This is a genomic window from Pedobacter frigoris (genome assembly GCF_005116445.1).
Lineage (GTDB): Bacteria > Bacteroidota > Bacteroidia > Sphingobacteriales > Sphingobacteriaceae > Pedobacter > Pedobacter frigoris.
This window is the reverse complement of record NZ_SWBQ01000001.1, coordinates 310,618-334,976: the sequence shown is the minus strand read 5'-3', so window position 1 is coordinate 334,976 and position 24,359 is coordinate 310,618. Positions and strand designations below refer to the sequence as shown.

Sequence of the window (24,359 nt, the reverse complement as noted above, 5' to 3'; positions counted from 1 at the left end):
AAAATGGACATTAATAAATTACAAAGAGAAAACATAAAAAACCTTCGCCCCTACTCTACCGCGAGGGACGAATATAAAGGCCAGGCTAGTGTATTTCTGGATGCCAATGAGAACAGTTTTGGTTCGCCACTTCCACAAGAAGAAGCAGGTGAATCCTACAAAAACTACAACAGGTATCCCGATCCTTTGCAACTGGACTTAAAGGATGCCATCAGTAAAATCAAAGGAGTTCCCATCGAAAATACCTTTCTTGGAAACGGAAGTGACGAGGCCATAGATTTGCTGTTCCGTGCCTTCTGCGAACCCGCCAAAGACAATGTCATTATCCTCCCGCCTACTTACGGAATGTATGAAGTTTCTGCCGGCATTAACAATATTGAAGTACGTAAAGTAAACCTCCTGCCCAACTTTCAGCTGAACCTTGATGGCATTGCTGAAGCCATAGATGAAAACACCAAACTGATCTTCATCTGCTCGCCGAATAACCCTACCGGAAACTCTATTGTCCGCACAGATATTGAGACCGTACTGGCCAATTTCAAGGGACTTGTAATCATCGATGAGGCGTATATCAATTACGCTAAACAGCGCACTTTTATCCAGGAGCTAACCGAATATCCCAACCTGGTAATCTTGCAAACTTTCTCCAAGGCTTGGGGCCTCGCCGCACTCCGTCTGGGAATGGCATTTGCCTCAAGTCAGGTCATAGATGTTTTCAATAAGGTAAAGCCGCCATATAATATCAATCAGGCTACACAGGACATCGCTTTAAAGGCTTTGCAAAACATTGAAACGGTGAATGACTGGATTAGGATTACCGTACAGGAAAGGGACAAACTGAGCAATGACCTGCTGGCGCTCCCTAATGTGACGAAAGTATACCCTTCTGATGCGAATTTTATACTTGCAGAGGTTAATGATGCGTTGAACACTTACAACACATTGGTAGAGCAGGGAATCATAGTAAGGGACCGCTCTAAGGTGACGTTGTGCGAAGGATGTTTACGTATTACTATAGGAACCCCAGAGGAGAATAAAACTTTGTTAGAAGCGATTAAAAATATATAATGAAAAAAGTACTTTTTATAGACCGTGATGGAACATTGATCGTAGAGCCTGCAGACGAGCAGATCGATTCTTTTGCAAAGCTTGAATTTTATCCTAAGGCTTTGTATTATCTTTCAAAGATAGCCGCTGAACTTGATTACGACCTGGTAATGGTTACCAATCAGGATGGCCTGGGCACAGATTCACACCCAGAAATAAACTTCTGGCCAGTGCATAATTTCATCATGAGCACTTTTGAAGGTGAAGGCGTGGTGTTTAATGAGGTCATCATCGACAAGACTTTTGCACACGATAATGCCCCTACCCGCAAGCCAAATACAGGATTGCTGCAGCATTTTTTTGATGAGGGTTACGACATGGCTAATTCCTTCGTAATCGGTGATCGGCTAAATGACGTAGTACTCGCCAAAAACCTGGGTGCTAAGGCCATTTATCTGCGTAACAATGACACCCTGGGAGCTCATGAGAACCTTGGCAAGGCAGAGGCGTTGAGTGAGTACATCGCATTGCAGACCTCCAACTGGGTAGACATTTATACCATGCTAAAAGCTGGAACGCGGGTGATTTCGCATGAGCGTAATACCAACGAGACAAAGATTGCCATTAAGATTAATCTGGATGGAACCGGAAAAGCGGACATCCATACTGGTTTGAATTTCTTTGACCATATGCTGGATCAGATCGCCCGACATGGCAGCATAGACCTCAGCATAAAAACTGACGGCGATTTGCACATTGACGAACACCATACTATTGAAGATACCGGAATTGCCCTTGGTGAGGCTTTTGCCAAGGCAATAGGCAATAAGCTTGGACTGGAAAGATATGGCTTTTGTTTGCCTATGGACGATTGCCTGGCTCAGGCTGCAATTGATTTCGGTGGCAGGGCATGGATCGTTTGGGATGCAGATTTTAAACGCGAGAAAGTGGGTGACATGCCGACTGAGATGTTCTATCACTTCTTCAAATCATTTACTGATGCAGCTAAATGCAACCTGAACATCAAAGCTGATGGCGACAATGAACACCATAAGATTGAGGCGATTTTTAAGGCTTTTGCGAAAGCAATCAAGATGGCGATTAAACGGGATGCAGAGAAGTTAGTCTTACCAAGCACAAAAGGGGTATTGTAATGATAGGAATTGTAAATTACGGAGCTGGTAACATATTTTCGCTAACCTCGGCATTGGACAGGCTGGAGCTGCCTTATGGCATGGTGAACACCGAAGCTGATCTGGATAAATATAGCCACATCATCATACCTGGTGTAGGTCATGCAGGTGCCGCGATGAAGAAATTAGCCGACACCGGACTGGTTGAGCCCATAAAATCCTTAAAAAAACCCGTACTCGGGATATGCGTAGGTATGCAGCTTCTAACCGATCATTCCGAAGAGGGCGATGCCGAACTAATTGGCATTGTACCTCTAAAAACAAGGTTATTCAATAAAGATCAGGGAATTAAAATCCCTCACATGGGTTGGAACAATATTGAGCATAAAAACAATTTGCTCTTTGAAGATGTTAAAAGTGGGTCACAATTTTACTTCGTTCATTCGTACTTTATTGAATATAACCCTACTTTTGACATTGCAACTGCTGAATATGGTCAGCCATTTTCTGCTGCTGTACAAAAGGACAATTTCTATGGTGTGCAATTTCATCCGGAGAAATCCGGTGCCGCCGGAGAGCGTTTATTAAAGAATTTTTCAAACTTAAAACAATAAAATGTACATAATTCCAGCAATTGATATTCTAGATGGAAAAGTTGTTCGCCTTAGAGAAGGCGACTACGACCAGAAAACAGTTTATGATGTTTCCATCGCCGAAATGATTGAAACGTATCGTTCGAATGGTACTGAATTCATACATATTATTGATTTAAATGGTGCCAAAGGTGATTTCAGCAATCAAAAGGAGCTGTTTGACATCATAAAAAAAACAGACATGCGTGTGCAGTACGGAGGGGGTATCCGCACAATCGAACAGGTAACGAACTTACTTGATGCAGGTGTTCACCGCGTAATTGTAGGTACACAAGCCATTACAAACCCTGATTTTTTAAAAGAACTGAGTACTGAGGTTGGTAAAAAATATGATTACGCAAACCGCATCGTGATTGCAATTGATGTGCTTGACGAGGTGATTAAATATTCTGGATGGATGGAGAGTTCGCCGATTAAGCTGATGGACTACGTTGATAAGTGTCTGCAACTGGGCTTTTTCAGGTTCCTGTGCACCGACATCAACAAAGATGGTAAATTAGGTGGTGCTGCAATTGATCTGTATAAGAAGTTATTGGATCACTCCCCTTTCATTAAACTGATCGCTTCTGGTGGTGTAAGTTCCATGCAGGATATTGAAGAACTGGACAAACTCGACATCCGTTCGGTAGTAGTAGGAAAAGCAATCTACGAAAACAGGATTACCATTGAAGAAATTAAGGAATGGAACTTGAAGCAAATGACTTCTCTGTAATCACATGCTGAGTAAACGCATTATCCCATGCCTCGATGTAAAAGACGGGCGCACGGTAAAAGGAGTAAATTTCATAGACCTTAAGGACGCCGGAGATCCGGTAGAGCTTGCATGGCAATATGCCCAGCAGGGTGCTGATGAACTGGTGTTTCTGGACATCACAGCCACTCATGAACGAAGGGGAACTACTATAGAAATGGTAAAGTCTGTAGCCAGACAACTGAACATTCCGTTTACTATTGGTGGCGGGATTACAACTGTAGCTGATGCTGAAGCATTATTGAATTCAGGTGCTGATAAGATCAGCATCAATTCCGCAGCAGTCAGAAATCCTTCATTAATCGAAGATCTTGCAAAGGCCTTTGGTGTTCAGTTTGTAGTTGTTGCGGTAGATACCAAATTGGTTGACGGAAGCAACATGGTACACCTGAATGGCGGCAGATTGATCACTGAACTGGAAACTGAAGACTGGATCCGTAAAGCTGAAAGTCTTGGAGCCGGTGAAATTCTGTTAACTTCTATGGATCACGACGGAACGAAGAATGGTTTCGACTGCAGATTGCTGGACAAGGTGGCGCGGAGTATCAACATCCCTGTAATCGCCTCAGGAGGCGCGGGTAAAGTAGAACATTTTACAGAAGTATTCCTGGAAACAGGTGTAGATGCAGCATTAGCAGCTTCGGTATTTCATTTTGGAGAGATTCCCATACCCTATTTAAAAGAAGAATTAAAGAAACATAATATACCTGTGAGGTTATGACTATAGATTTTGAAAAGACGCAGGGTTTAGTTCCCGTCATCATACAAGACGCCCAAACCCTTGAGGTTTTAATGCTCGGGTACATGAACCAGGAAGCATGGGATAAAACCCAGGCTGAAGGGAAAGTAACTTTCTTTTCCCGCAGTAAAAACCGCTTGTGGACCAAGGGTGAGGAAAGCGGAAACTTTCTTTATGTAAAAGACACACATATCGACTGCGACAATGATACGATCCTCATCAAAGCCAGTCCTGTAGGCCCAACCTGTCATACCGGCTCACGCAGCTGCTTCAAGACCGATTATAACCAGAACTTCATTTTTGAACTGGAAAAGATTATTGAAGACAGGTATGCTAACCCTTCGGAAGAATCTTATGTAAATAAGCTGCGAAAGAAAGGACTGAACAAGATCGCCCAGAAAGTCGGTGAGGAAGGTGTAGAAACCGTGATTGCAGCTTTAAACGAAACTGATGAAGACTTCGTCAATGAAAGCTCCGACCTTGTTTTTCACCTCCTGGTATTGCTGAGGGAAAAAGGAAAAACCCTGGCTGATATTGGCTTGAACTTAAAAGGCAGACACAGCAAATAGTATCATGCTGAAGCATCTACATACACTGAGCGGACATCAAAATCCTGTTTACACCCTGATCAATTCCCCCAAAGAAGGATCTTTCTTTACCGCTGGAAATGATAAGGGTGTAGTTGAATGGTCATTGGAGACCATGAGCTTTGTAAAGGTACTCGTACCGGTGCAAAGTTCTGTGTATGCAATGCATTGCTATGAAAACCTGCTGTTCATTGCGCAGAAAAGCGGACTGATCCTGGTATTTGATCTGGAGGAACAAAAGGTAAGAACTACTTTGAGTTACCATCAAAAAGGGGTGTTTGACCTGAAAACGCTGGCATACAAACAAGAGTTAATCAGTACAGGTGAAGACGGCAACGTTGCGATATGGTCGCTTAATGATTTCTCTTTGTTGTACCATTTCCAGGTGATTAGCGATACTGTGCGGACAATTGCCATAAGCCGAGATGAAAAAGAAGTTGCACTGGGCTGTAAAGATGGTATAATCCGCATTTACAATTCCGAAGATTATTCTCTGAGTAAAGAATTGAACGGCCACAAATTTGCAGTCACAGCCTTACAATATACACCAGATGGCCGACAGCTGATTTCAGGTAGCAGAGACGCACAGCTGAAGTTTTGGAGCTTACAAGGCTATGAGCTTGTCAATAATGTACCTGCTCATATGTTCAGCATATATGCCATTGCTTTTCATCCTTCTCTTCCTTATTTTGCAACCTGCAGTCAGGATAAAAGCATTAAAATCTGGGGTAGTGAAGATACTAAACTTTATAAGATCATGAGCCTGGAGAAAAACACCCCAGGCCATTTCCATTCCATCAATAAACTCATCTGGAGCACAGATGGAAAATACCTGATCTCCACGGGAGACGACAGGCAAGTAATGGTATGGGAACTTACTTAATCCCCACTCTTTTCATTTCTTCCCTTCCATAAAATACCGGGAAATACATCATTTCAGCTTTAGCCGGATTTAGCACATAATTTCCCGAATACCTTGGCTGCAATTGAATTGAAAACTTGTAATAACCTGCTTTAAGTTTGGCACAAAATATAGATGTTTTGTGCTTAAAATATTCCCTGTGCGTTTCTACTCCCCAAAAGCTTTGAATTTTATTTTCATAAGAGCAGCCTGCAGGAATTGGAATCTCGATCATTACATAATCTGCATCTGAACGGACATTTACCTCTACTTCTAAAGCTGTAAGCGTTCCCGCTTTTAGGGTCTTAACTTCGACTCCATTTTGTTTCAATGTTGTTTTAACCGTAAAGTCTTTACTTACTTTTTCTGGTTTAGGATTATTGAATTGCTGATAAGCGGTAAAATAAACAGGCGCATTACCCTTTTTACTCAATGTCATAGTTTCAGGGTCTATAACCTTATTGAAAGGGAAAACGACAACATTCCCTTCATTATTTAGTGAGATCGAAGCAGGTTCTGGTTTTTTGTCATCAACCATCAGCTCAGGAAGTATGGTTTCCAGGATTAAGGACGACTCGAAAGTATTGCGCCACTGACCATCTTTTCTTTGCTCAAGGAAATAACGGGCTATGGCATCAAGTTCATCTCGGTGCTCGCCTGCGCCTTTGAGGATCTGATAAGCCAGTAAGGTGTTCTGAATATTGTTGTCCCAGAAGCGATTGGCTTCTTCACCCCAGTAAATATTCCCAAACATGGTTTCCTTTCTCTGAGCTGCCAGCCATTTCAGGTCTACCGCCATACCTGCCTGCTGTTTTAGCTGCATAATTTGTAATTTCTCATATAAAGGTTGCTTGTACACATAACCGGTCAGGTTCCTTTTTCGTTCAGCCAGGCTCTTTTCTTCCAGTTCTTTCCTTTGCTTCTCTATCGCCTCAATCCAATCTTTTACGTAATGCTTCTCATTTAGCAACAGCAACAGTCTGATTCCGTAGATCTGGTCGAAATATTTCTGGTTAACCATTTTATCAACTATATAACTATAAAGCCTTTGCTTGTCCAAAACAACCGTATAGCCGCCCTTACTTTTAAGTAATTGCCATATGGAAGTTTCTTAGGATACACATTTGACTTTACATTATAGAAGGAATCGACCAGTGTATGTAAAAATCCATCAGTGATAATGGACGTTGATTTTGAAGCGATCTCAAAAGTTTCTTTATCCGTCAGTTTATAGATATAAGTATAATAACCTGAAGTCTTGCTGTTCGTTAAGGTTTTTTGAGCATAAAGAGACGCGGTACCTGCAGTAAGCAGTAAAACTGAGAGCAAGAAAGATTTCATACTTATATATTTCTAATAGAGATGCGGAAAAATAATTATTCCATAAATCTATAAAAACTATTAAGCAAATCTTTTAATAATTCGAAGTTTATGGGTGTACCTGCCGAGTTCTGCATTATAAATGCCCTGGTTGTCCATTTTATCTATTCTTACCTTGCCTGAAGCATGAATGATCTCTGTGGCATTCAACATCATACCAACATGTGTAATTCTACCCTCGTCATTATCAAAAAAGGCCACATCTCCCGGCTCGACTTCCTGCAGAAAATCAACGACACTGCCTTGTTCTGCCTGCTGCCAGGCATCACGCTTTAGTTTGATTCCATTCAATTTGAATACAATCTGCATAAAACCTGAACAGTCAATCCCATATAGGTTTTTTCCGCCCCACAAGTATGGTACATTCTGAAAAAAAGTGGCTGTAGTGATCAGGTCCTCTTTTGTACTTGGAGATACTGTCCCTGGATTAAACTCAACTTTAAATTTTTCATCCCCCAGGTAGCAATATCCATCCTGATATAAGGGCAGATTACTTCCAGGGGAAAGATAATAAGCACTCCCATCCGGGCCAATCACAGTATTATTTAAAGAGGCGGGAGTCAAATGCTTATAATTATCTAACTTATCCCATACATCTGCCTGTACATTGTCTAGTTGTTTAAAATCCATCCAGCCCTCATAACCATCGTATGCATTTTTTATCCTCCACCATTTCTCTGTCTTTTCAATGATTTCTACATGATCGCCAAAAAGTAGCTGAGTACTGATCTCTGCACGGTCCGATGGCTCGGCTCTTAGTTGTGCAACGGCTACTTTGCATATTCCGTATTGTAATTCCATAGTTTAAATCAATGCATAAAAATAAACTTTTATACGCTGAAATTGTTATTTTTATATATAAACCTTAATCTATATAAAGATGAACCTCAAGAAGATCCTTATCGCTGTCGACAATAGCACCTGCTCCGAAAAGGCAGCGAGAGTGGGCTATGAAGTCGCAAAAACCTTTGGTGCTGAAGTTGCTTTGGTAAACATAATAGAGCCGGTACCGGCCAATGTAAATCCTGACCTTACACTTGCCCCTGTTTTTTTGGAAGCATATGATAACAGTGAGGAAAACAGCCACATGCTGCTTAAGGAAATAGAATCAAAATATAGCAATGGCATTCCTACCATTTATATGAGCGTAATTGACAGTGCCGCTCATGGAATTATAAAACAGTCTGATGAATACGGATCTGATTTGATTGTAATCGGCACTTACGGCAGAACAGGGTTGTATCATTTCCTGATGGGTAGTGTTGCAGAGCATGTTGCCCGCAAATCTGCCTGTCCTGTACTGATTGTACCTAATAAATATGAAGAAAAACCTTATAAGCATACAGGGGGCTGACCCTGCCTTCGCTAACAAAAAAAAGGCGCCTTTGGGCGCCTTTTTAATAATCGTAATTCTAAAATCTTATATCAGCTAGCCTTCCTGGTGTAACCAAGCTTTTTTCGCCAACAGCTCTTCTTCTGTTTCACGTACATCTTCATCATCCACACAGCAGTCTACCGGACATACCGCAGCACACTGAGGCTCGTCGTGGAAACCCTTACACTCAGTACATTTGTCAGAAACGATATAGTAAACTTCATCAGACACTGCTTCCTGTGCAGCTTCCGAATCTATTTGTTTATCACCAAAATCAATGATACCATGTAAGTTGGTACCATCAGAAAATCTCCAGGCAGTGCCTGCATCATAAATTGCATTATTAGGGCATTCAGGCTCACATGCTCCGCAGTTAATACATTCGTCTGTTATTTTAATAGCCATGTCTTCGTCTAAATCTATTTGCTAAGTTTACCTTTGCATCGCAAATATAACACTTAAACTTTAAAATTGTTGAAATTATGCCAATCCTTAATACTGAAAAACTAATTATTGCATTCAAAAAACTTGGAGACTTCATGGCCAATCCCGATGAAGCCTTTAAAAATTTAATCTTTTCTGCAAAGAACAGCAATGCATGGTTTACAGTTGAGGAAGTTGAAAAAGCCTTGTATTCTTTTAGCAGCATGCTTAGTGAACAGGATTTAGCTAAATGGTTTGAAGAAACAAAGGTTAGTGATGCTCCAAAAAAAGTAGGTCTAATTCTGGCTGGAAATATTCCGATGGTCGGATTTCACGATGTGCTTTCAGTAATCGCTACGGGAAATATTGCATTAATCAAACTTTCTTCATCAGACGATAAATTGCTGCCTGCCCTGCTTACTCAACTGGTAAAAATAGAACCGCTATTGGCTCCACATATCATTTATGCAGATCGTTTGAAAGATTTTGATGCCATTATAGCTACGGGAAGTAACAATACCTCGAGGTATTTTGAATATTATTTTGGCAATGTTCCGAACATCATACGTAAGAACAGAAACAGTATAGCTGTATTGACAGGCGAAGAAACTGTAGAAGAAATCACTGAATTAGGCCACGATATTTTTGATTATTTTGGATTGGGCTGCAGAAACGTATCAAAGATCTACATTCCTGAAGGATATGAAATCAAGAACTTTTTTGAGCCACTGGAAGGTTACAAGGATATCATCAACCACTTTAAATACAACAACAATTACGACTATAACAAATCCATCTACCTGGTAAATAGCGCCTCTCATTACGACAATGGTTTCTTGCTGCTAAAGGAAGACACTGGTATGTCTTCTCCTTTATCGGTGATATACTATCAGACTTACAAGAATATTGAGGAGGTTAATGAAGAGCTCAGTATGCTGGAAAATACCATTCAGTGTATCGTAACAAAAGCTCCTTTGTGTCTAAAAACAGGTTTGATAGGATTTGGCAAAAGTCAGAAACCCAAGCTTTGGGATTATGCAGATAATGTGAATACCATTGAGTTCTTAAAGCAGCTGTAAAGGCTGTTAACTTAATTTTATTCTACTATCTTTATGAATCAACCGATTGATTCATTGTGACGTTCAAAAAATTAGCTGCTGGCTTGTTGTTGACAGTACTTATGCTGGTATTGGCCGGCATTCCTGTTAAATCTCAGGTATGCACCGGATCGTTGGGTGATCCGGTTATCAATATTGATTTTGGGAGAGGCTCTGCCTTTTTTGGTCCTGGCGTAGGAAGTAATACCTCTTACAATTATAATACTTCAAGCGCCTCCGGCAATCCGCATGACGGGGATTATTCCATAGCAAAAACTACTGCCGGGATGAACTCAGGCTGGTATACGGTACAGAACCATACACCAAATGATCCTGACGGTTACATGATGGTGGTAAATGCAAGTGAAACACCTGGCATGTTTTACGAGTCAACTGTAGCCATAGACCTTTGTCCCAATACAACTTATGAGTTTGCCGCCTGGATAGTAAATATCTTAAGAAATACGAACGGCAAAAAGCCTAACATTACTTTTTCCATATTAACGCTTAATGATGATGTACTTCAGACTTTCAATACAGGAGATATAGATAATGGTAATCCTGAATGGAAGCAATATGGATTTCTTTTTCAAACGACCAACGCAAGTGCGGTGAAAATAAGAATGATCAATAACGGACCGGGAGGAAGTGGCAATGACCTGGCACTCGATGACATCACGTTCAGAGCTTGTGGCCCAAGTATTACGACTAAACTCAACAGCGCAGACAATAACGTGGAAAACATCTGTGAAGGTGGAAACGGAAGTTTTAATTTCAATGCGGATGTGCAGGGCTCACCCACTCTTAGGCATCAATGGCAATTCAACCTGAATAATAGTGGCTGGAATGACGTTCCTAATGAGATCACAAGAAACATGCAGGTCACTTTCAGCAATGCATCAAAAGGCACTTACCAGTATCGTTTTACTGCAGCTGAACCAGGAAATTTCAGTTCTGTAAACTGCAGGACGGTGTCTCAGGTGCTGACCATCAATGTAAATCCCCTACCCGTCCTCAATATAGCACCCAACAAACTGGTTTGCCTCGGAGACCCTATCACTTTAGACTTAACTTCAACAGGCGGAACTTATGCATGGACTGGCCCTAATGGCTATACCGCTTCTGAAAAATCACCAACAATCCCTAATGCAACCGCTTCAATGAGCGGACTGTATAAAGTTGTGGTCACCAGCAGTAGCGGATGTATTACTTCCACGCAGACAAACATCACCGTAATACCAAGGGCAATAGCCACTGTGGCTGGTCCGCTCCTTGAAATCTGCAAAGGAAGCAGCGCACAGCTCATGGCTTCCGGTGGCACAACCTATCGGTGGTCTCCTGCAGAAGGCTTATCGGCGACAGACATTCCTGATCCTTCCGCAAATCCACAGAAAACTACAACATATAAAGTGGTCGTTTCAAATGGTATCTGCGAAAGTTCGGCAGAAGTAAAAGTCGTTGTTTTAGAAGACCCGAAAGCATCTGCAGGAACAGATAAGAAAATACTTGAGGGGCAGAGTACTATTCTGAACGGAAATGTAAGCGGAAACCATGTCACTTATAGCTGGTCGCCCAGCGATGGTCTTGATGATCCGTCTAAAATAAACCCTGTGGCTTCACCTAAAAGAGACATTACGTATACACTAACTGCGATTTCCGACTGTAATATTTCTACTGACGAGGTATTCATCAGGGTGTACCCTACCGTAATGATCAGAAATGCTTTTAGTCCTAATGGCGACGGTGTGAATGACACGTGGAAGCTCGAGGCTGTTGACACCTATAAAAACTCTGGCATTAAGGTGATGAACAGGTATGGTGAATTGGTTTTTCAAAGTATCGGCTATGAAAAACCATGGGATGGCAGGTTTAAAAATGAAGATCTTCCTATTGGTGTCTATTATTATATCATTAACCTGGACCCGGATTTAAAACCATTAACCGGATCAGTTACGATACTTAGATAAAAAAATCATGATGGTCTCATTTTGAAATACTATTTTTGACCTGATGTATGTTATTAAAGTAAAAGGCATTGCTAAAATTCCTGACTATGTACAATTGAGGGATGATAAGTTCACTCTCCTGGCATATTTCAGGGTTGACAGACCTGACAAATCATTAGATAAGTTGGGGCTGGGCGACAAATTACCTTATATAATGGATTTTGTAAATGATTTGCCTTTCGGACAAATCGCTAAAATAGATATTTAAGATGACAGGAAACGCAGTTATAAATTTAAGAAATGTAGATGTATTTCAACAGAAACACCTGGTTTTATCAAGTGTAAATTTGAATGTTGACAAGGGTGAGTTTGTTTTTTTAATCGGTCAGACGGGTTCGGGAAAAAGCAGTTTGCTTAAGATCATCTATGGAGATCTTCATATTGGTAACGGTGACGGTCTTGTCGCTGGCTTTGACTTAAAGAATCTGGCGATTAAAGACGTTCCTTTCCTGCGCAGAAAATTGGGAATCGTATTTCAGGATTTTCAGTTACTGACCGACAGAACAATTGAAAAGAACCTTGAATTTGTATTGAAAGCTACAGGCTGGAAAGATAAAGCGTTGATTGACGAACGCATAAAAGATGTGCTAGAGAAAGTAGGCCTGCGTTCTAAAATAAGGAAAATGCCTCATGAGCTTTCGGGCGGTGAGCAGCAACGCGTCGTTATTGCAAGGGCTTTGTTAAATAATCCTGAGATCATACTTGCTGATGAACCTACAGGAAACCTTGATCCTGACACGTCTGAAGAAATTGTTTTACTATTGAAACAGATCAGTCAGGGTGGTACAGCGGTCTTAATGGCTACACATGATTATCATATCATTCGTACATTCCCATCAAGAATCATTAAATGTGAAGGTGGCGTTATTCATGAAGACGCACAAATAGTTTAATCTGACAAAACATTCTTTTTCAGCCATTCTGATCAGTCAATTGTAATTAAAACTGACAGCATGGCGCATATATTTCATTGGCAAAACTTTTGAGTTTACCATCAAAATTCTACTACACCATGTTTAGCAAGAAGAAAAAAGACAATAACGAAGACCCGATTGTGGAAAATAAAACTGAAGAGCAAGTAACAGAGCAGACTGCTGATGAAACTGCAAGTGCTGAAACTGAAACCATTGAGTTATCAGCTGAAGATAAATTGAAAGAAGAAAATGCAGCATTAAATGACAAATACTTACGTTTATTTGCTGAATTTGACAATTATAAACGACGCACTCAAAAAGAACGTCAGGAGCTTTTGCAAACTGCAGGAAAAGATGTCATTATCTCACTGCTGCCTGTTTTAGATGACTTTGACCGTGCAAATAAAGCAATAGAAAGTGCTACTGATATCAATCCGATCCGCGAGGGTATTTCATTGGTTCACAATAAGCTAAAAAGTGTTTTAGGGCAAAAGGGACTAAAAGAAATGGAAAGCGTAAATACCGCTTTTGATACTGATAATCATGAAGCAATTACTAAAATACCTGCACCGAACGAAGAGCTAAAAGGAAAGGTAATTGATGAACTTGAAAAGGGATATACTTTAAATGACAAGGTAATCCGTTTCGCTAAAGTTGTAGTGGGCAGTTAAGAAATATGAGCAAGAGAGATTATTATGATGTGCTTGGTGTAGCCAAAGGCGCATCTGCTGAGGAAATAAAAAAGGCATATCGCAAAATGGCCATCAAGTATCACCCTGATAAAAATCCTGGTGATAAGCAAGCCGAAGATAACTTCAAAGAAGCTGCTGAAGCTTATGAAATCCTAAGTAATCCGGAAAAAAAGCAACGTTATGATCATTATGGTCATGCAGGAGTTGGTGGCGCAGCTGGTGGTGGCTATGGCGGTGGCGGCATGAATATGGATGATATCTTCAGCCAGTTTGGTGATATCTTTGGCGGAGGTGGCAGTCCTTTTGAAAGTTTCTTTGGCGGAGGCGGTCAGCAATCCCGCGGCGGAAGAAGAGTTGCTAAAGGAACCAATCTGCGCATTAAAGTAAAACTCACTCTCGAAGAAATTGCCAATGGCACGGAGAAGAAGATAAAAGTTAACAAGCAAATTACCTGTAAAACTTGTGATGGCTCGGGAGCTAAAGATCGTTCTTCAGTGAGCACTTGTAAAACATGTGGTGGAAGTGGCGCTGTAAGAAGAGTTACAAATACCATCCTTGGTCAGATGCAAACCACTTCTACGTGTCCTACCTGTAATGGAAGCGGTCAACAGATTACTGCGAAATGTAATTCTTGTCATGGCGAAGGTGTTGTTCGTGGTGAAGAAACCATAACAATCAACATCCCTGCGGGTGTAAGTGATGGCATGCAGCTGAGCATGAGTGGAAAAGGCAACGCGGCTCCTAATGGAGGTATTCCGGGAGATTTAATCATCCTGATCGAAGAAATCCCTCATGAAACTTTAAAAAGAGAAGGAAACAACGTCGTTTACGACCTGCATGTTTCTATCATCGATGCAGCGTTAGGTTACAGTGTTGAAGTGCCAACTATAGACGGAAAAGCTAAGATCAAGATTGAACCTGGCACCCAAAGCGGAAAGTTATTACGCTTAAAAGGCAAAGGTATTCCTGAAGTAAATTCTTACCACCGTGGTGATGAGATCATCCATGTGAACATATGGACGCCTAAGGCACTTAGCTCAGAAGAAAGAAGCATTCTTGAAAAGCTAAGAGAATCTCCGAATTTCAAACCTCAGCCAGGTAAGAATGACAAGAGCTTCTTCGAAAAGATGAAAGAATATTTTGAATAAATAATATATTAATTTTTGAAGCCACCCAAAAGGTGGCTTTTTTTATGCAGCAAACTTTAGCCCAAAAATCTTTGTTATAACCTCAATTAGATTTTTAAGAAATGGAATGGAGAATAGGTTGCTCTGGATTTTATTACAAGGAATGGAAAGAAATTTTCTATCCTGCAGGTTTACCTCAAAAAGACTGGTTCAAATACTATTGCCAGCATTTTAATACTATTGAGATCAACTCCTCTTTTTACAGGCAACCTTCTGCGAAAAGCTTTTCAACATGGCACAACACAAGTCCGGACGACTTTCTATTCAGCATTAAGGCGCCCAGAACAATCACTCATTACAACAGATTTAAAGATTCTACGAGTCTGATCAATGATTTCTATGATGTCACAAGTGATGGACTGAAAGATAAATTAGGTTGCATTTTATTCCAACTTCCACCAAGCTTCACATTTTCAAAAGAACACCTGGATTTGATCCTGAATCAAATGCGGCATGGTTTTAATAATGTAATAGAACCCCGGCACAAAAGCTGGTGGAAGGAGGAAGTTTTCGAGGCATTCCAGGCAAATGCCATCACATTTAGTGGGATCAGCTACCCTTCTCCCGAACTCCCTGAAGATATCATACAGAATGTGGATCCTGTCTATTATAGATTTCATGGTAAGCCAGTCCTTTATAAATCGCTGTATCCAAAAGAACAAATCATACAATTTACTGAAAATATTAAACCAATAAACAAAAAAATATTTGTCTATTTTAATAACACATGGGGAAATTCAGCCCTGATAAATTCTAAACAATTGATCGAATTGACACAAAATAAATGAGCAGATTTTTAATAGCTTTGCGTCCCTAACCAAACCAACATGAGAGCAGCTATTATAGACCTTGGAACCAACACTTTTCACCTTATCATCGCAGAAATATCCCCTTCGCACCAGGTTCAGATTATTTACAAAACAAATGTACCTGTAAAACTCGGTGAAGGTAGAATCAATGAAAACATCATCATTCCGGAGGCATTTGAAAGAGGAATCAAGACGCTGCAAGACTTTAGAAAAGAAATTGACAAACACCAGGCAACTACAATAAGAGCGATAGCTACTTCAGCTGTGAGAAGCGCAGAGAATGGCAGCGAATTCGTAAATGCAGCTAAGCATCAAGCCGACATAGAAATTGAGGTGATTACCGGTGATGTGGAAGCCGAGTACATTTATAGAGGAGTAAAAGCTACAGGCGTTATTAAAAGCACTTCCTTAATCATGGACATTGGAGGAGGAAGTACTGAGTTTATAATCTGTAACCAACATGCCTTGGTTTGGAAGAAAAGTTACAATGTGGGTGCTGCAAGATTAATGCAGGCATATTTCAATTCAGACCCGATCAGTGAAAACGACAAGACTGAGATCAAAACGCATCTAAATGAAACACTTGAAGATTTAAAAATAGCCTGTTCAATTTATAAACCTGCACAATTGATTGGTTCAGCAGGTGCATTTGAAACTTTTGCAGGACTCATTTTAGCAGATCTCGATGTAAAAACAGTGAAATCTGTAGCAATACCATTTACATCATACCAATCCCTATCGAAGCAACTAATTGCTTCAACACACCATGAGCGCGATCAAATGCCGGGCTTGGTTAAACTTAGAGTTGACATGATAGTGATAGCAGCAATTCTAACAGATTATGTGATTGAGACCTGCGCTATTAAGGAGATCATACTTTCCACTTATGATTTAAAGATGGGAATATTGAGTGGTTTAAAATTCAGACAAGGCCTTGTATAGCTTTTCTGTTGGTAATCCCATTACATTAGTATAAGACCCGATGATCTTCTCAACTGCGATGAAGCCGATCCAATCCTGGATACCATAAGCTCCGGCCTTGTCCAATGGATTGTAATTCTCAATGTAATAAGCTATTTGTTCTTTAGTAAGCACGTTAAAGAACACTTCAGTTATGTCATAAAATGACTTAAGCTGATCTCCATAGGCAATACTGACACCAGTATAGACCTGATGATTTGTTCCTGAAAGTTTACTTAGCATTTCAGCAGCATGAACTGCATCATCAGGTTTACCAAGTATTTCATTATTATAAGAGACAATTGTATCTGCTGTAATTACAATATTCGAACTACGGTCTTCAATAAAGGCATCAGCTTTTTTTTCAGCGATATAAACCGCGATTTCTGTAGGAAGAAGCTCGGACGGATAGCTTTCATCTACCTCTTTTAAAACTACCTTAAAATTCAGCCCCATCAATGTCATGAGTTCTTGTCTGCGGGGTGATTTTGATGCCAGTATGATCGGTAGTTTTTGCTTGTACATATAGATTCTTTAAAGTGTACAAAAATAATAAAAGCGACCATAAGTCGCTTTTATTATTTAAACTGGTTTGTTGACTATTGTTTCGCTTGTCCCTGACCACCTTGGCCTCTGCCTTCCATTCTTTTTTTCTGCTGCTCTTTTCTTTCTTCTTTTAAGGTAGTGAAAGCTTTTTTCTGATCATCAGTTAACAAAGTCGTGATTTTTACATCAGTTGCGTCATTAAGTTTAGTCATAGAAGCCATCATTACATCTCTGTCTCCGTTTGCTTCTCCGCGTAATTTTTTCATACTTGCACCTTGTTCAGCATAGATAGCAGTAACTTTAGTCTTTTGATCTTCTGTAAGCTTCAGCTTTTCAGTTAGATTGTCAACTTGTCTCTTAGCTCTCTCTTCAGGAGTTCCCATTCCACGGCCTTGTCTTTGACCTTGTCCATCTTGTGCTTGTGCAAATGTTACCACACTGAATAACAATCCGCAAATAATCAATAATTTTTTCATAATTCTGTTTACTGTTTTTGTAGTGGTTAGAGAACAAAGAGCACCTGAGGTTTAATCAACCTAAGGTAACATACTTGTTGCAATAAAGAAACTGAATTACTTGCCAGAATCGGCGGCAGATGGATGCTCATCAAACCATTGAGATTGTATCCTAAGCACTTTTTCTATGATATCCCTTACAGCTGTTTTACCACCGGTATAAGGAGAAATGTATTCAGATAAGGCCTTGATCTCAGGGACGGCATCAGAGGGACAGGTTGGGAGGCCTACAAGCTGCATTACCTTTAAATCCGGGATATCATCTCCCATATATAAGATCTCTTTTGCACCAAGGCTATATTTCGCCAGAAGGTTATTAAATACCTCCACCTTATCTCCTACTCCCAGATATATCTCCTGTATTCCCAGGCCTTCAAAACGCTTTTGCATGGTTATACCCTTGCCGCCTGAAATCACACATACAAGGTATCCTCTTTTAACAGCAAGTTGCAGGGCATACCCATCTTTAATATTAAATGTTCGCAAAAACTCGCCACTATCTGATGCTATAATGTCACCATTGGTCAATACACCATCGACATCAAATATAAATGTAGTAATCTCTTTTAGCTTCTGCAGAAACATGCCAATTAATCTTGGTTATCTCTCCATTCGTAAACCCAGGCAGACTGGATTTGCTCAAGATGACCTTCATTACTTTCTTCTCTGGTTCCCTTGAAATTAGGCAATTCCAATACCCATTCTAATAATTCGGTAAACCTGATGCGGTATATCTTAGCTTCGTTAAACTCATCACCGAATTTCTCATATAACTCCTGAGCAATATCTTCATGGTCATTCCAGTATATTGGCAGCGCAAATTTATCTTGTATCATTATCTTCTTAATTTGTTAATTAGTGACCTAAAAATTCTGATTGATCAGGTATTGTTACTTCGATATCGCCGTCTATAACCACGCATTGACAACCCAACCTTGATGTGATCCTTGGACGAACGGCTCTGTCAATAAAATCTTCTTCTTTATCAGATATCTCCTGAATGTTATCCATTCCCTTAAGTACATATACATGACAGGTACTGCAACCACAAACACCACCACAATTGTGCTGTAATTCTATCCCATGATCCATACAGGCATCCAAAACGGACTCTCCACCTACAATAGGCAGTTCTATCGATTCTTTTCCCTGCTCTTCAAAATTTATCTTTAATTTAAAAATACTCATAATTGTGTTCAAAAATAAGCACCAAAAATGGCAATTATACTATGAATGTGTTTTTTTAATGCTTTTACTTAAAGTTTGGTATATTTGTGCCAAGTCAGGCATTTGATCTAGTAATTCCAGATGTCTCGTGAGGGTTTTTTCGTCGTTTCTTACAGCCGGACCTGTTTGTACAGTTATTGGTGATTCAGTTTGTACTTTAACAGCCGTTTCCATAATCAACGGTTTGAGCATTTCAAATTCCAAACCATGACGCTTAACAAGCTCATCACTCAGCATATACATATGATTGACGAAGTTACATGCAAAAACTGCCGCAAGGTGCAATATTCTCCTTTTCTCACTATCCACTTCATAAACCATAGGCGTTAAACCTGAAGCTACGGATCTCAATTTTTCTAAAATCGATTTATCTAAAGATTCGATGCACAACGGAACGTTTGCAAAGTCTATCTGTTTGTTCTTAGAGAACGTCTGTAACGGATACAGTACTCCAAATTTTTTAAATGAAGATAGTATGCTGATATCTGTGGCCCCTGAAGTGTGGACAACCAAGCCCTCTATGCCTTTAAGTGCCTCGGCTACACCGGCAATAGCGTCATCCTTAACTGCGATAACATAAAGGTCCGCAGACCTGTTAATTTCTTTAAATGCTGATACTGGTTCAGCCTCTAGTTCATTGGCAAGGACAACAGCATTATCCAGACTTCTACTCCAGATCTGGATCAGATTGGCTCCTGACTTCTTAAAGGCACGAGCCATATGTGTTGCCACATTACCGGAACCAATACAAACTACATCCATTAAACAGCCTTCACCTCTTTCTGTCTTCTAAAAATAGAGATTACAAACCCAATCACCATTACAATAGTTCCGATCCAATACAGATTAATATAAGGAAACTCGATTGATTTAAAAACAACCCAATCTTTAGCCTGCTGTGGTTTTTCATAAACCTGCAATTCAACTTTTCCCTGATCCGGCAGTACTTTGGTAAACCTCAGCCTTAAGCCAAGTTCATCTATATTACGCGCAAAATCAAAGACATTATTACCTTTAATCAGAAATATAGGTTCGGCTTTATAAATTTTTCCACTTACGTTTATTTCCAATGGTAATCCTACTGCCAGATCACCTGGAGCAAGCATCAGATTTTTAGCCACCGGTTTATTGTTCAATGCCTTAATGGTAAGTACGCCACTACTGGTGTGTAGGGTATCTCCTACCGCTACATTCACAATACGCGGAGCCTTGTAATTTTCCTCTTCAGTATGTCCTTCATGGTCAGTGTGATCATGATCATCTTCCTTTACAGGTGCGCTGGTAATGTGGGTATAGATATCATAAGTCAGGTAGTGTTTTGTATCAGGAGAAGCGATAAGCCCCATGGCTTCATTAGCCTGAACGTGAGGATTCAATTCAAAGTCCTCCTTTACTTTTCCTGTTTTTTCATCCAGGACTTTAAAATTCAATTTAAAGAAAGTATTCGGAGCTATGGTAGTATCACTAATGTAAGTTACCATGTAGCGGCCCATTTTCTTAGGCTCATTTCTATAAAGAACGATATTTTCACCGGGCTTTTCTGTCTTCTCAAAACCCTCTACAGGGATAAACTTGGATGCATTTAAAGAAATAGGCTTATTGGTCGCTGCCGCCACCAGAGCGCCCAGCAAAAGTAAAGCAAAACCTATATGTGCTACCGCAGCACCTATCAGCTTGCGCTTACCAGTAAATGCCTGAGCCAAAACCTTTGCGTTAGACAGGATCGCAAACAAACAACTAAATGTCAGTAATATATACATCAGGTTACCATATATCCCCGTGATGTAAACAAAGCCTGCTGTGATTACAGCAGCGAATATCACAGAAGCGATCAGGCTGCTATAAAATTTACGGATATCAGTCCTTTTGTATTTCATGAACTGTGAAAATCCTGAAATGATAGTTACCAGAATGGCAAATGGTGCCTGCCACTGATTATAATATTTAACAGCATCAATTGGTGGCGCAAAGTTAGTCCCGAACGCTGCATTAAATACAGGCACTGACGTCGAAAATATAACCTGTATACAAGCTACAGTAACCACAAGCGCGCCTATAAACATCCAGAATTCCCTTGAGTAAGTCTCTTCGTCTTTATTCGTAATTGGAAGTTCTTTCCATCTTACAATCAATAAAACAACCGGAAGCGCAAGGAATACCACATTATATAAGATCAGATGACCAAACATCCCCAAATCTGTAAATGAGTGTACCGACGTTTCTCCCAGGATACCGCTTCTGGTTAAAAACGATGCATACAACACCAATACAAAACTCAGGAAAACCAGCATAATGGCTGTAAAAAATGCATGTCCGGTGTTTTTAAAAGCAATCATCACGTGTACACCTGCAATTAAAGTTAGCCATGGAATGATAGATGCATTTTCTACCGGATCCCAAGCCCAGAAACCACCGAAATTGAGTGCCTCATATGCCCAGAAAGAGCCCATGATAATACCCGTTCCTAAAATCATTACAGCAAATAATGCCCATGGCATAGCAGGTTTTACCCATTCTTTATATTTTTTCTGCCACAATCCCGCTATTCCGTAAGCGAAAGGCACCACCATACTGGCAAATCCAAGGAATAGTGTTGGTGGATGTATCACCATCCAATAGTTCTGAAGCAATGGATTTAATCCGCGACCGTCGGTAATAAACTTAAGGTAATTTTTAAAATTCTCAGGATCAGCAAATATAGGTACCATCTCCTTAAGGTTCATGGCGTCCCTAAGCAAAATAAAAGGTGAACTTCCTATACGCTCACCGAATATCTGCACGCCCAAGAGCATGGAAGTTAGAAAGGTCTGAGAAAGGGCTACAGTGGTCATTACTCCATTTTCCCATGACTTTGCTTTCCATATCAGTATAGTCCCAAGTACAGATTGCCAGAAAGCCCACAACCAAAAACTTCCCTCCTGACCTTCCCAGAAAGCAGAAACAATATAATATACTGGAAGTGCTTTTGATGAATGGGACCAAACATAATAATATTCATTATAATGGTTCAGGATCAGAAAGAACAACGTGGCACCTATTCCTATGATACTGGCGCAATTTAGAAGAAAGCCTATGCGTCCAAGTCTTGTCCAGGATTGGTCTGAAAGATCCTTATTGCGCGTGGCAGAAAAATAAGAGATGGTTGATAATAAAGATGCTCCAAACGCTAAAACAATAAAGAATTGGCCGATTTTACCCGGAAGGAGGTTCTCTCCAATAAATTGTATATCCATTAAGATTAGTTGTATTTTTTCACTGTGCCGTCCTGCTTAACCTCAACAAGGTCATTATTATATTTAGATGGACATTTCATCAATATTTTAGAGGCGTAAAAAGTGCCGCTTTTCATTTCACCTATCAATACCAGTTTTTCGGAACGCTCAAAATCCTGTGGTTTTGTTCCGTTGTATACCACCTTATTTACCATTCCATTTTGATCTTTCATGTAAAAAGCAAAGTGATTGGCATCCTTTTGAGCATCATAATACATACCTTTTTCTTTTTCCCAATATCCCATTACATGAAATTCCCTGGGATCCTTAGCAGCTTCAGTAAATGTAGAATAGGTGTTTGTATCTGCACTTAAACTAACTAAGAAACCTACACATAACGCTATTGTAATTAAACCAATAATTGCACTTTTTCTCATAATGCTACTAAATATTAAAAAGAATGGTACAAAGATAAAAAATATAAGTACCTATACGCCCTTGAAACCCGTCAATTCGGTATGATGACAGTTTATTGACCATCAAACGATTTCATCTAAAAGTTTGAAAGCATTTGACTGACAAAAGAAAAGCGCCTGGTTTTTGCCAGACGCCTTCTTCATATAAGATGATTAGATAACCTACGGCCAGATACCAAGGTTCATATAAGAAATCGCAATTTTATCAATTGAACCAACAAAAGCAGCGGTTCTTAATGTTTGAATACCGGGTCTGTTAACTAGATTTTCTCTTATTTCATGGTAAGAATGAATCATAGTGTCTTCCAATCCTGAATTAACCAATTCCATCTCAGAAGCTCCTTTTACAATCATCAAACGATTTTCAGCAGGAATCTTTTTACCTGTCAGGTTTTCCAGGGTATTGATCAGGTTAGCATTAGAGTTCTCAGCATAACGGTTTTCCATACGTCCAAATGCTACGTGAGAGAGGTTTTTCAACCATTCAAAATAAGATACAGTCACACCACCTGCATTGCAATACATATCAGGGATGATCATACCGCCCATTTCTGTGAAAATCTCTTCAGCTTCCGGAGTACAAGGTCCATTGGCACCTTCGGCAATGATCTTAGCTTTAATGTTTCTGATATTTTCTGCTGTAATCTGATTTTCCAAAGCTGCAGGAACCAATATATCACATGGTTGCTCCAAACCTTCCATTGAGTTTTTAAAGTCCGTAGCACCAGGGAATCCTAAAATAGATCCTGTATTCTTGCGATGAGCAAAAACTTCATCAATATTCAAACCGTTTGCATTATAGATCGCGCCTTCAAATTCACAAAGGCCTACAATCGTTGCACCGAATTCTGCAAGGAATTTAGCAGAGTGGTAACCCACATTACCCAAGCCCTGTACAATCACGCGCTTATCGCCAAGACCAGCAGAAAGGCCAAGCTTTGCCATATCTTCAGCAACACTTACACATTCTCTTGTAGCATAGGCGACACCACGTCCGGTAGCTTCTTTACGTCCACGAATACCATGAAGCGCAATAGGTTTACCTGTTACACAGCCTAATGCATCAAGCTGACCTGGATTCATGGTCATATAAGTATCTGCAATCCAGCTCATCTCACGCTCACCAGACCCATAATCAGGAGCAGGAACGTCGATACCAGGACCAATAAAGTTCTTTTTGATTAACTCTGTAGTATAACGACGCGTAATCGTCTCCAGTTCAGCTACAGAATAATTTTTTGGATTAATGCAAATACCACCTTTTGCACCACCGAAAGGTACGTTAACAATTGCACATTTGTACGTCATCAAAGCCGCCAATGCCATCACCTCATCCTCGTTTACCATCTCACTGTAACGGATACCACCTTTAGTTGGGCTCATGTGGTGTGAGTGTTCTACACGCCAGGCGTCGATAACTTCAAAACCATTTCCCCTACGGATAGGAAATTGAAAACGGTAAACACTGTTACAAGCTTTAATCTGATTTAATAAACCTTCTGGATGGGAGGTAAATTTTGCGGCACTGTCAAAATTACTGCATACGTCTGCAAAAAATTTTGTCTCATTTGCTGTATTAGCCATTATTTGTTTTTTATGAATTTGAAATAAGTTCTTATTCGTTATGGGTGCAAAATTGCAGTAAAAAAACCGATTAATGCAAATGCAGAATCACTTAGTGTAAGTGACACACTACCCGTGAAAAGGCATAAAAACAGGGATTAAACGA

Annotated in this window: 29 protein-coding genes; 16 read left to right on the top strand and 13 right to left on the bottom strand. The window is 40.1% G+C overall.

Annotation, left to right across the window (positions count from 1 at the left end):
* The first annotated feature begins 3 nt into the window (after window positions 1–3).
* The 7 genes from hisC to FA047_RS01380 are packed head-to-tail and all read left to right on the top strand — an operon-like array spanning window position 4 to window position 5,793.
* Complete coding sequence (hisC, locus tag FA047_RS01410) at window positions 4–1,068, top strand: histidinol-phosphate transaminase (protein ID WP_136834206.1); 1,065 nt, start codon at window positions 4–6, stop codon at window positions 1,066–1,068.
* Window positions 1,068–2,201, top strand: a complete 1,134-nt coding sequence (hisB, locus tag FA047_RS01405; protein ID WP_136834205.1) for a bifunctional histidinol-phosphatase/imidazoleglycerol-phosphate dehydratase HisB — start codon at window positions 1,068–1,070, stop codon at window positions 2,199–2,201. The genes hisC and hisB overlap by 1 nt, the downstream gene beginning before the upstream one ends.
* Entirely contained in the window at window positions 2,201–2,794 is a 594-nt protein-coding gene (gene hisH, locus FA047_RS01400) for an imidazole glycerol phosphate synthase subunit HisH (RefSeq protein WP_136834204.1), read from the top strand. The genes hisB and hisH overlap by 1 nt, the downstream gene beginning before the upstream one ends.
* A 1-nt stretch (window position 2,795) precedes the next feature.
* Complete coding sequence (hisA, locus tag FA047_RS01395; RefSeq protein ID WP_136834203.1) at window positions 2,796–3,545, top strand: 1-(5-phosphoribosyl)-5-[(5-phosphoribosylamino)methylideneamino]imidazole-4-carboxamide isomerase; 750 nt, start codon at window positions 2,796–2,798, stop codon at window positions 3,543–3,545.
* Between the two features lie 4 nt (window positions 3,546–3,549).
* Window positions 3,550–4,305, top strand: coding sequence for an imidazole glycerol phosphate synthase subunit HisF (gene hisF, locus FA047_RS01390; RefSeq protein ID WP_136834202.1), 756 nt, complete (start codon window positions 3,550–3,552; stop codon window positions 4,303–4,305).
* On the top strand, window positions 4,302–4,892 hold the full coding sequence (hisIE, locus tag FA047_RS01385) for a bifunctional phosphoribosyl-AMP cyclohydrolase/phosphoribosyl-ATP diphosphatase HisIE (protein ID WP_136834201.1): 591 nt from the start codon (window positions 4,302–4,304) through the stop codon (window positions 4,890–4,892). The genes hisF and hisIE overlap by 4 nt, the downstream gene beginning before the upstream one ends.
* 4 nt (window positions 4,893–4,896) lie before the next feature.
* Complete coding sequence (locus tag FA047_RS01380; protein ID WP_136834200.1) at window positions 4,897–5,793, top strand: WD40 repeat domain-containing protein; 897 nt, start codon at window positions 4,897–4,899, stop codon at window positions 5,791–5,793.
* Here FA047_RS01380 and FA047_RS01375 read toward each other — a convergent pair.
* Genes FA047_RS01375 through FA047_RS01365 form a run of 3 tightly spaced genes read right to left on the bottom strand, consistent with a single transcriptional unit; the run spans window position 5,786 to window position 7,992 of the window.
* Entirely contained in the window at window positions 5,786–6,832 is a 1,047-nt protein-coding gene (locus FA047_RS01375; RefSeq protein ID WP_136834199.1) for an alpha-2-macroglobulin family protein, read from the bottom strand. The two genes, FA047_RS01380 and FA047_RS01375, sit on opposite strands and share 8 nt — an antisense overlap.
* Before the next feature lie 8 nt (window positions 6,833–6,840).
* Window positions 6,841–7,152: a hypothetical protein gene (locus tag FA047_RS01370; RefSeq protein ID WP_136834198.1), complete on the bottom strand. Its 312-nt coding sequence runs from the start codon at window positions 7,150–7,152 to the stop codon at window positions 6,841–6,843.
* A gap of 60 nt (window positions 7,153–7,212) precedes the next feature.
* The gene (locus FA047_RS01365; RefSeq protein ID WP_136834197.1) at window positions 7,213–7,992 is read right to left on the bottom strand and encodes a C40 family peptidase; all 780 of its coding nucleotides are present in this window, start codon (window positions 7,990–7,992) and stop codon (window positions 7,213–7,215) included.
* 79 nt (window positions 7,993–8,071) lie between these two features.
* On the opposite strand from FA047_RS01365, the gene FA047_RS01360 reads away from it, so the two are divergent.
* On the top strand, window positions 8,072–8,545 hold the full coding sequence (locus tag FA047_RS01360) for a universal stress protein (RefSeq protein WP_136834196.1): 474 nt from the start codon (window positions 8,072–8,074) through the stop codon (window positions 8,543–8,545).
* A 75-nt stretch (window positions 8,546–8,620) separates the two neighbouring features.
* On the opposite strand, the gene FA047_RS01355 is transcribed toward FA047_RS01360, so the two are convergent.
* Window positions 8,621–8,971, bottom strand: coding sequence for a 4Fe-4S dicluster domain-containing protein (locus FA047_RS01355; protein WP_136834195.1), 351 nt, complete (start codon window positions 8,969–8,971; stop codon window positions 8,621–8,623).
* A gap of 77 nt (window positions 8,972–9,048) precedes the next feature.
* On the opposite strand from FA047_RS01355, the gene FA047_RS01350 reads away from it, so the two are divergent.
* The 8 genes from FA047_RS01350 (at window position 9,049) to FA047_RS01315 (ending at window position 16,636) form a co-directional block, all read left to right on the top strand.
* Complete coding sequence (locus FA047_RS01350; protein WP_136834194.1) at window positions 9,049–10,068, top strand: acyl-CoA reductase; 1,020 nt, start codon at window positions 9,049–9,051, stop codon at window positions 10,066–10,068.
* 56 nt (window positions 10,069–10,124) lie between these two features.
* Complete coding sequence (locus FA047_RS01345; RefSeq protein ID WP_136834193.1) at window positions 10,125–12,053, top strand: gliding motility-associated C-terminal domain-containing protein; 1,929 nt, start codon at window positions 10,125–10,127, stop codon at window positions 12,051–12,053.
* A 43-nt stretch (window positions 12,054–12,096) separates the two neighbouring features.
* Complete coding sequence (locus tag FA047_RS01340) at window positions 12,097–12,300, top strand: fructose-6-phosphate aldolase (protein ID WP_136834192.1); 204 nt, start codon at window positions 12,097–12,099, stop codon at window positions 12,298–12,300.
* 1 nt (window position 12,301) lies between these two features.
* Window positions 12,302–12,985, top strand: coding sequence for a cell division ATP-binding protein FtsE (locus FA047_RS01335; protein ID WP_136834191.1), 684 nt, complete (start codon window positions 12,302–12,304; stop codon window positions 12,983–12,985).
* Between the two features lie 119 nt (window positions 12,986–13,104).
* Window positions 13,105–13,677, top strand: coding sequence for a nucleotide exchange factor GrpE (locus FA047_RS01330; protein WP_136834190.1), 573 nt, complete (start codon window positions 13,105–13,107; stop codon window positions 13,675–13,677).
* A gap of 5 nt (window positions 13,678–13,682) precedes the next feature.
* The gene (gene dnaJ / locus FA047_RS01325; protein ID WP_136834189.1) at window positions 13,683–14,846 is read left to right on the top strand and encodes a molecular chaperone DnaJ; all 1,164 of its coding nucleotides are present in this window, start codon (window positions 13,683–13,685) and stop codon (window positions 14,844–14,846) included.
* 101 nt (window positions 14,847–14,947) lie between these two features.
* On the top strand, window positions 14,948–15,673 hold the full coding sequence (locus tag FA047_RS01320) for a DUF72 domain-containing protein (RefSeq protein ID WP_136834188.1): 726 nt from the start codon (window positions 14,948–14,950) through the stop codon (window positions 15,671–15,673).
* A 39-nt stretch (window positions 15,674–15,712) separates the two neighbouring features.
* Complete coding sequence (locus FA047_RS01315; protein WP_136834187.1) at window positions 15,713–16,636, top strand: Ppx/GppA phosphatase family protein; 924 nt, start codon at window positions 15,713–15,715, stop codon at window positions 16,634–16,636.
* On the opposite strand, the gene FA047_RS01310 is transcribed toward FA047_RS01315, so the two are convergent.
* The 9 genes from FA047_RS01310 to FA047_RS01270 all read right to left on the bottom strand — a co-directional run bounded on the left by FA047_RS01310 (window position 16,610) and on the right by FA047_RS01270 (window position 24,214).
* Window positions 16,610–17,179 (bottom strand): Maf family nucleotide pyrophosphatase, encoded by a 570-nt coding sequence (locus FA047_RS01310; protein ID WP_136834186.1) that lies wholly within the window; start codon window positions 17,177–17,179, stop codon window positions 16,610–16,612. The two genes, FA047_RS01315 and FA047_RS01310, sit on opposite strands and share 27 nt — an antisense overlap.
* Before the next feature lie 74 nt (window positions 17,180–17,253).
* A complete protein-coding gene (locus FA047_RS01305; RefSeq protein WP_136834185.1) occupies window positions 17,254–17,676 on the bottom strand; it encodes a hypothetical protein in 423 nt (140 codons plus the stop codon).
* Between the two features lie 96 nt (window positions 17,677–17,772).
* Window positions 17,773–18,300 (bottom strand): KdsC family phosphatase, encoded by a 528-nt coding sequence (locus FA047_RS01300; protein ID WP_136834184.1) that lies wholly within the window; start codon window positions 18,298–18,300, stop codon window positions 17,773–17,775.
* Window positions 18,301–18,305: 5 nt separating this feature from the next.
* Window positions 18,306–18,551: a Fe-S cluster assembly protein IscX gene (iscX, locus tag FA047_RS01295; protein ID WP_136834183.1), complete on the bottom strand. Its 246-nt coding sequence runs from the start codon at window positions 18,549–18,551 to the stop codon at window positions 18,306–18,308.
* 19 nt (window positions 18,552–18,570) lie between these two features.
* Window positions 18,571–18,903 (bottom strand): 2Fe-2S iron-sulfur cluster-binding protein, encoded by a 333-nt coding sequence (locus FA047_RS01290; protein ID WP_136834182.1) that lies wholly within the window; start codon window positions 18,901–18,903, stop codon window positions 18,571–18,573.
* 39 nt (window positions 18,904–18,942) lie between these two features.
* The gene (locus tag FA047_RS01285; RefSeq protein ID WP_136834181.1) at window positions 18,943–19,704 is read right to left on the bottom strand and encodes a Rossmann-like and DUF2520 domain-containing protein; all 762 of its coding nucleotides are present in this window, start codon (window positions 19,702–19,704) and stop codon (window positions 18,943–18,945) included.
* Window positions 19,704–22,175 (bottom strand): cytochrome c biogenesis protein CcsA, encoded by a 2,472-nt coding sequence (gene ccsA, locus FA047_RS01280; RefSeq protein WP_136834180.1) that lies wholly within the window; start codon window positions 22,173–22,175, stop codon window positions 19,704–19,706. Before ccsA ends, FA047_RS01285 begins: the two co-directional genes overlap by 1 nt.
* Before the next feature lie 5 nt (window positions 22,176–22,180).
* A complete protein-coding gene (locus tag FA047_RS01275; RefSeq protein ID WP_136834179.1) occupies window positions 22,181–22,591 on the bottom strand; it encodes a cytochrome c maturation protein CcmE domain-containing protein in 411 nt (136 codons plus the stop codon).
* A gap of 201 nt (window positions 22,592–22,792) precedes the next feature.
* Window positions 22,793–24,214 carry a Glu/Leu/Phe/Val family dehydrogenase gene (locus FA047_RS01270; protein ID WP_136834178.1) on the bottom strand — a complete coding sequence of 474 codons (1,422 nt, stop codon included), beginning with the start codon at window positions 24,212–24,214 and terminating at the stop codon, window positions 22,793–22,795.
* Window positions 24,215–24,359: the final 145 nt, after the last annotated feature.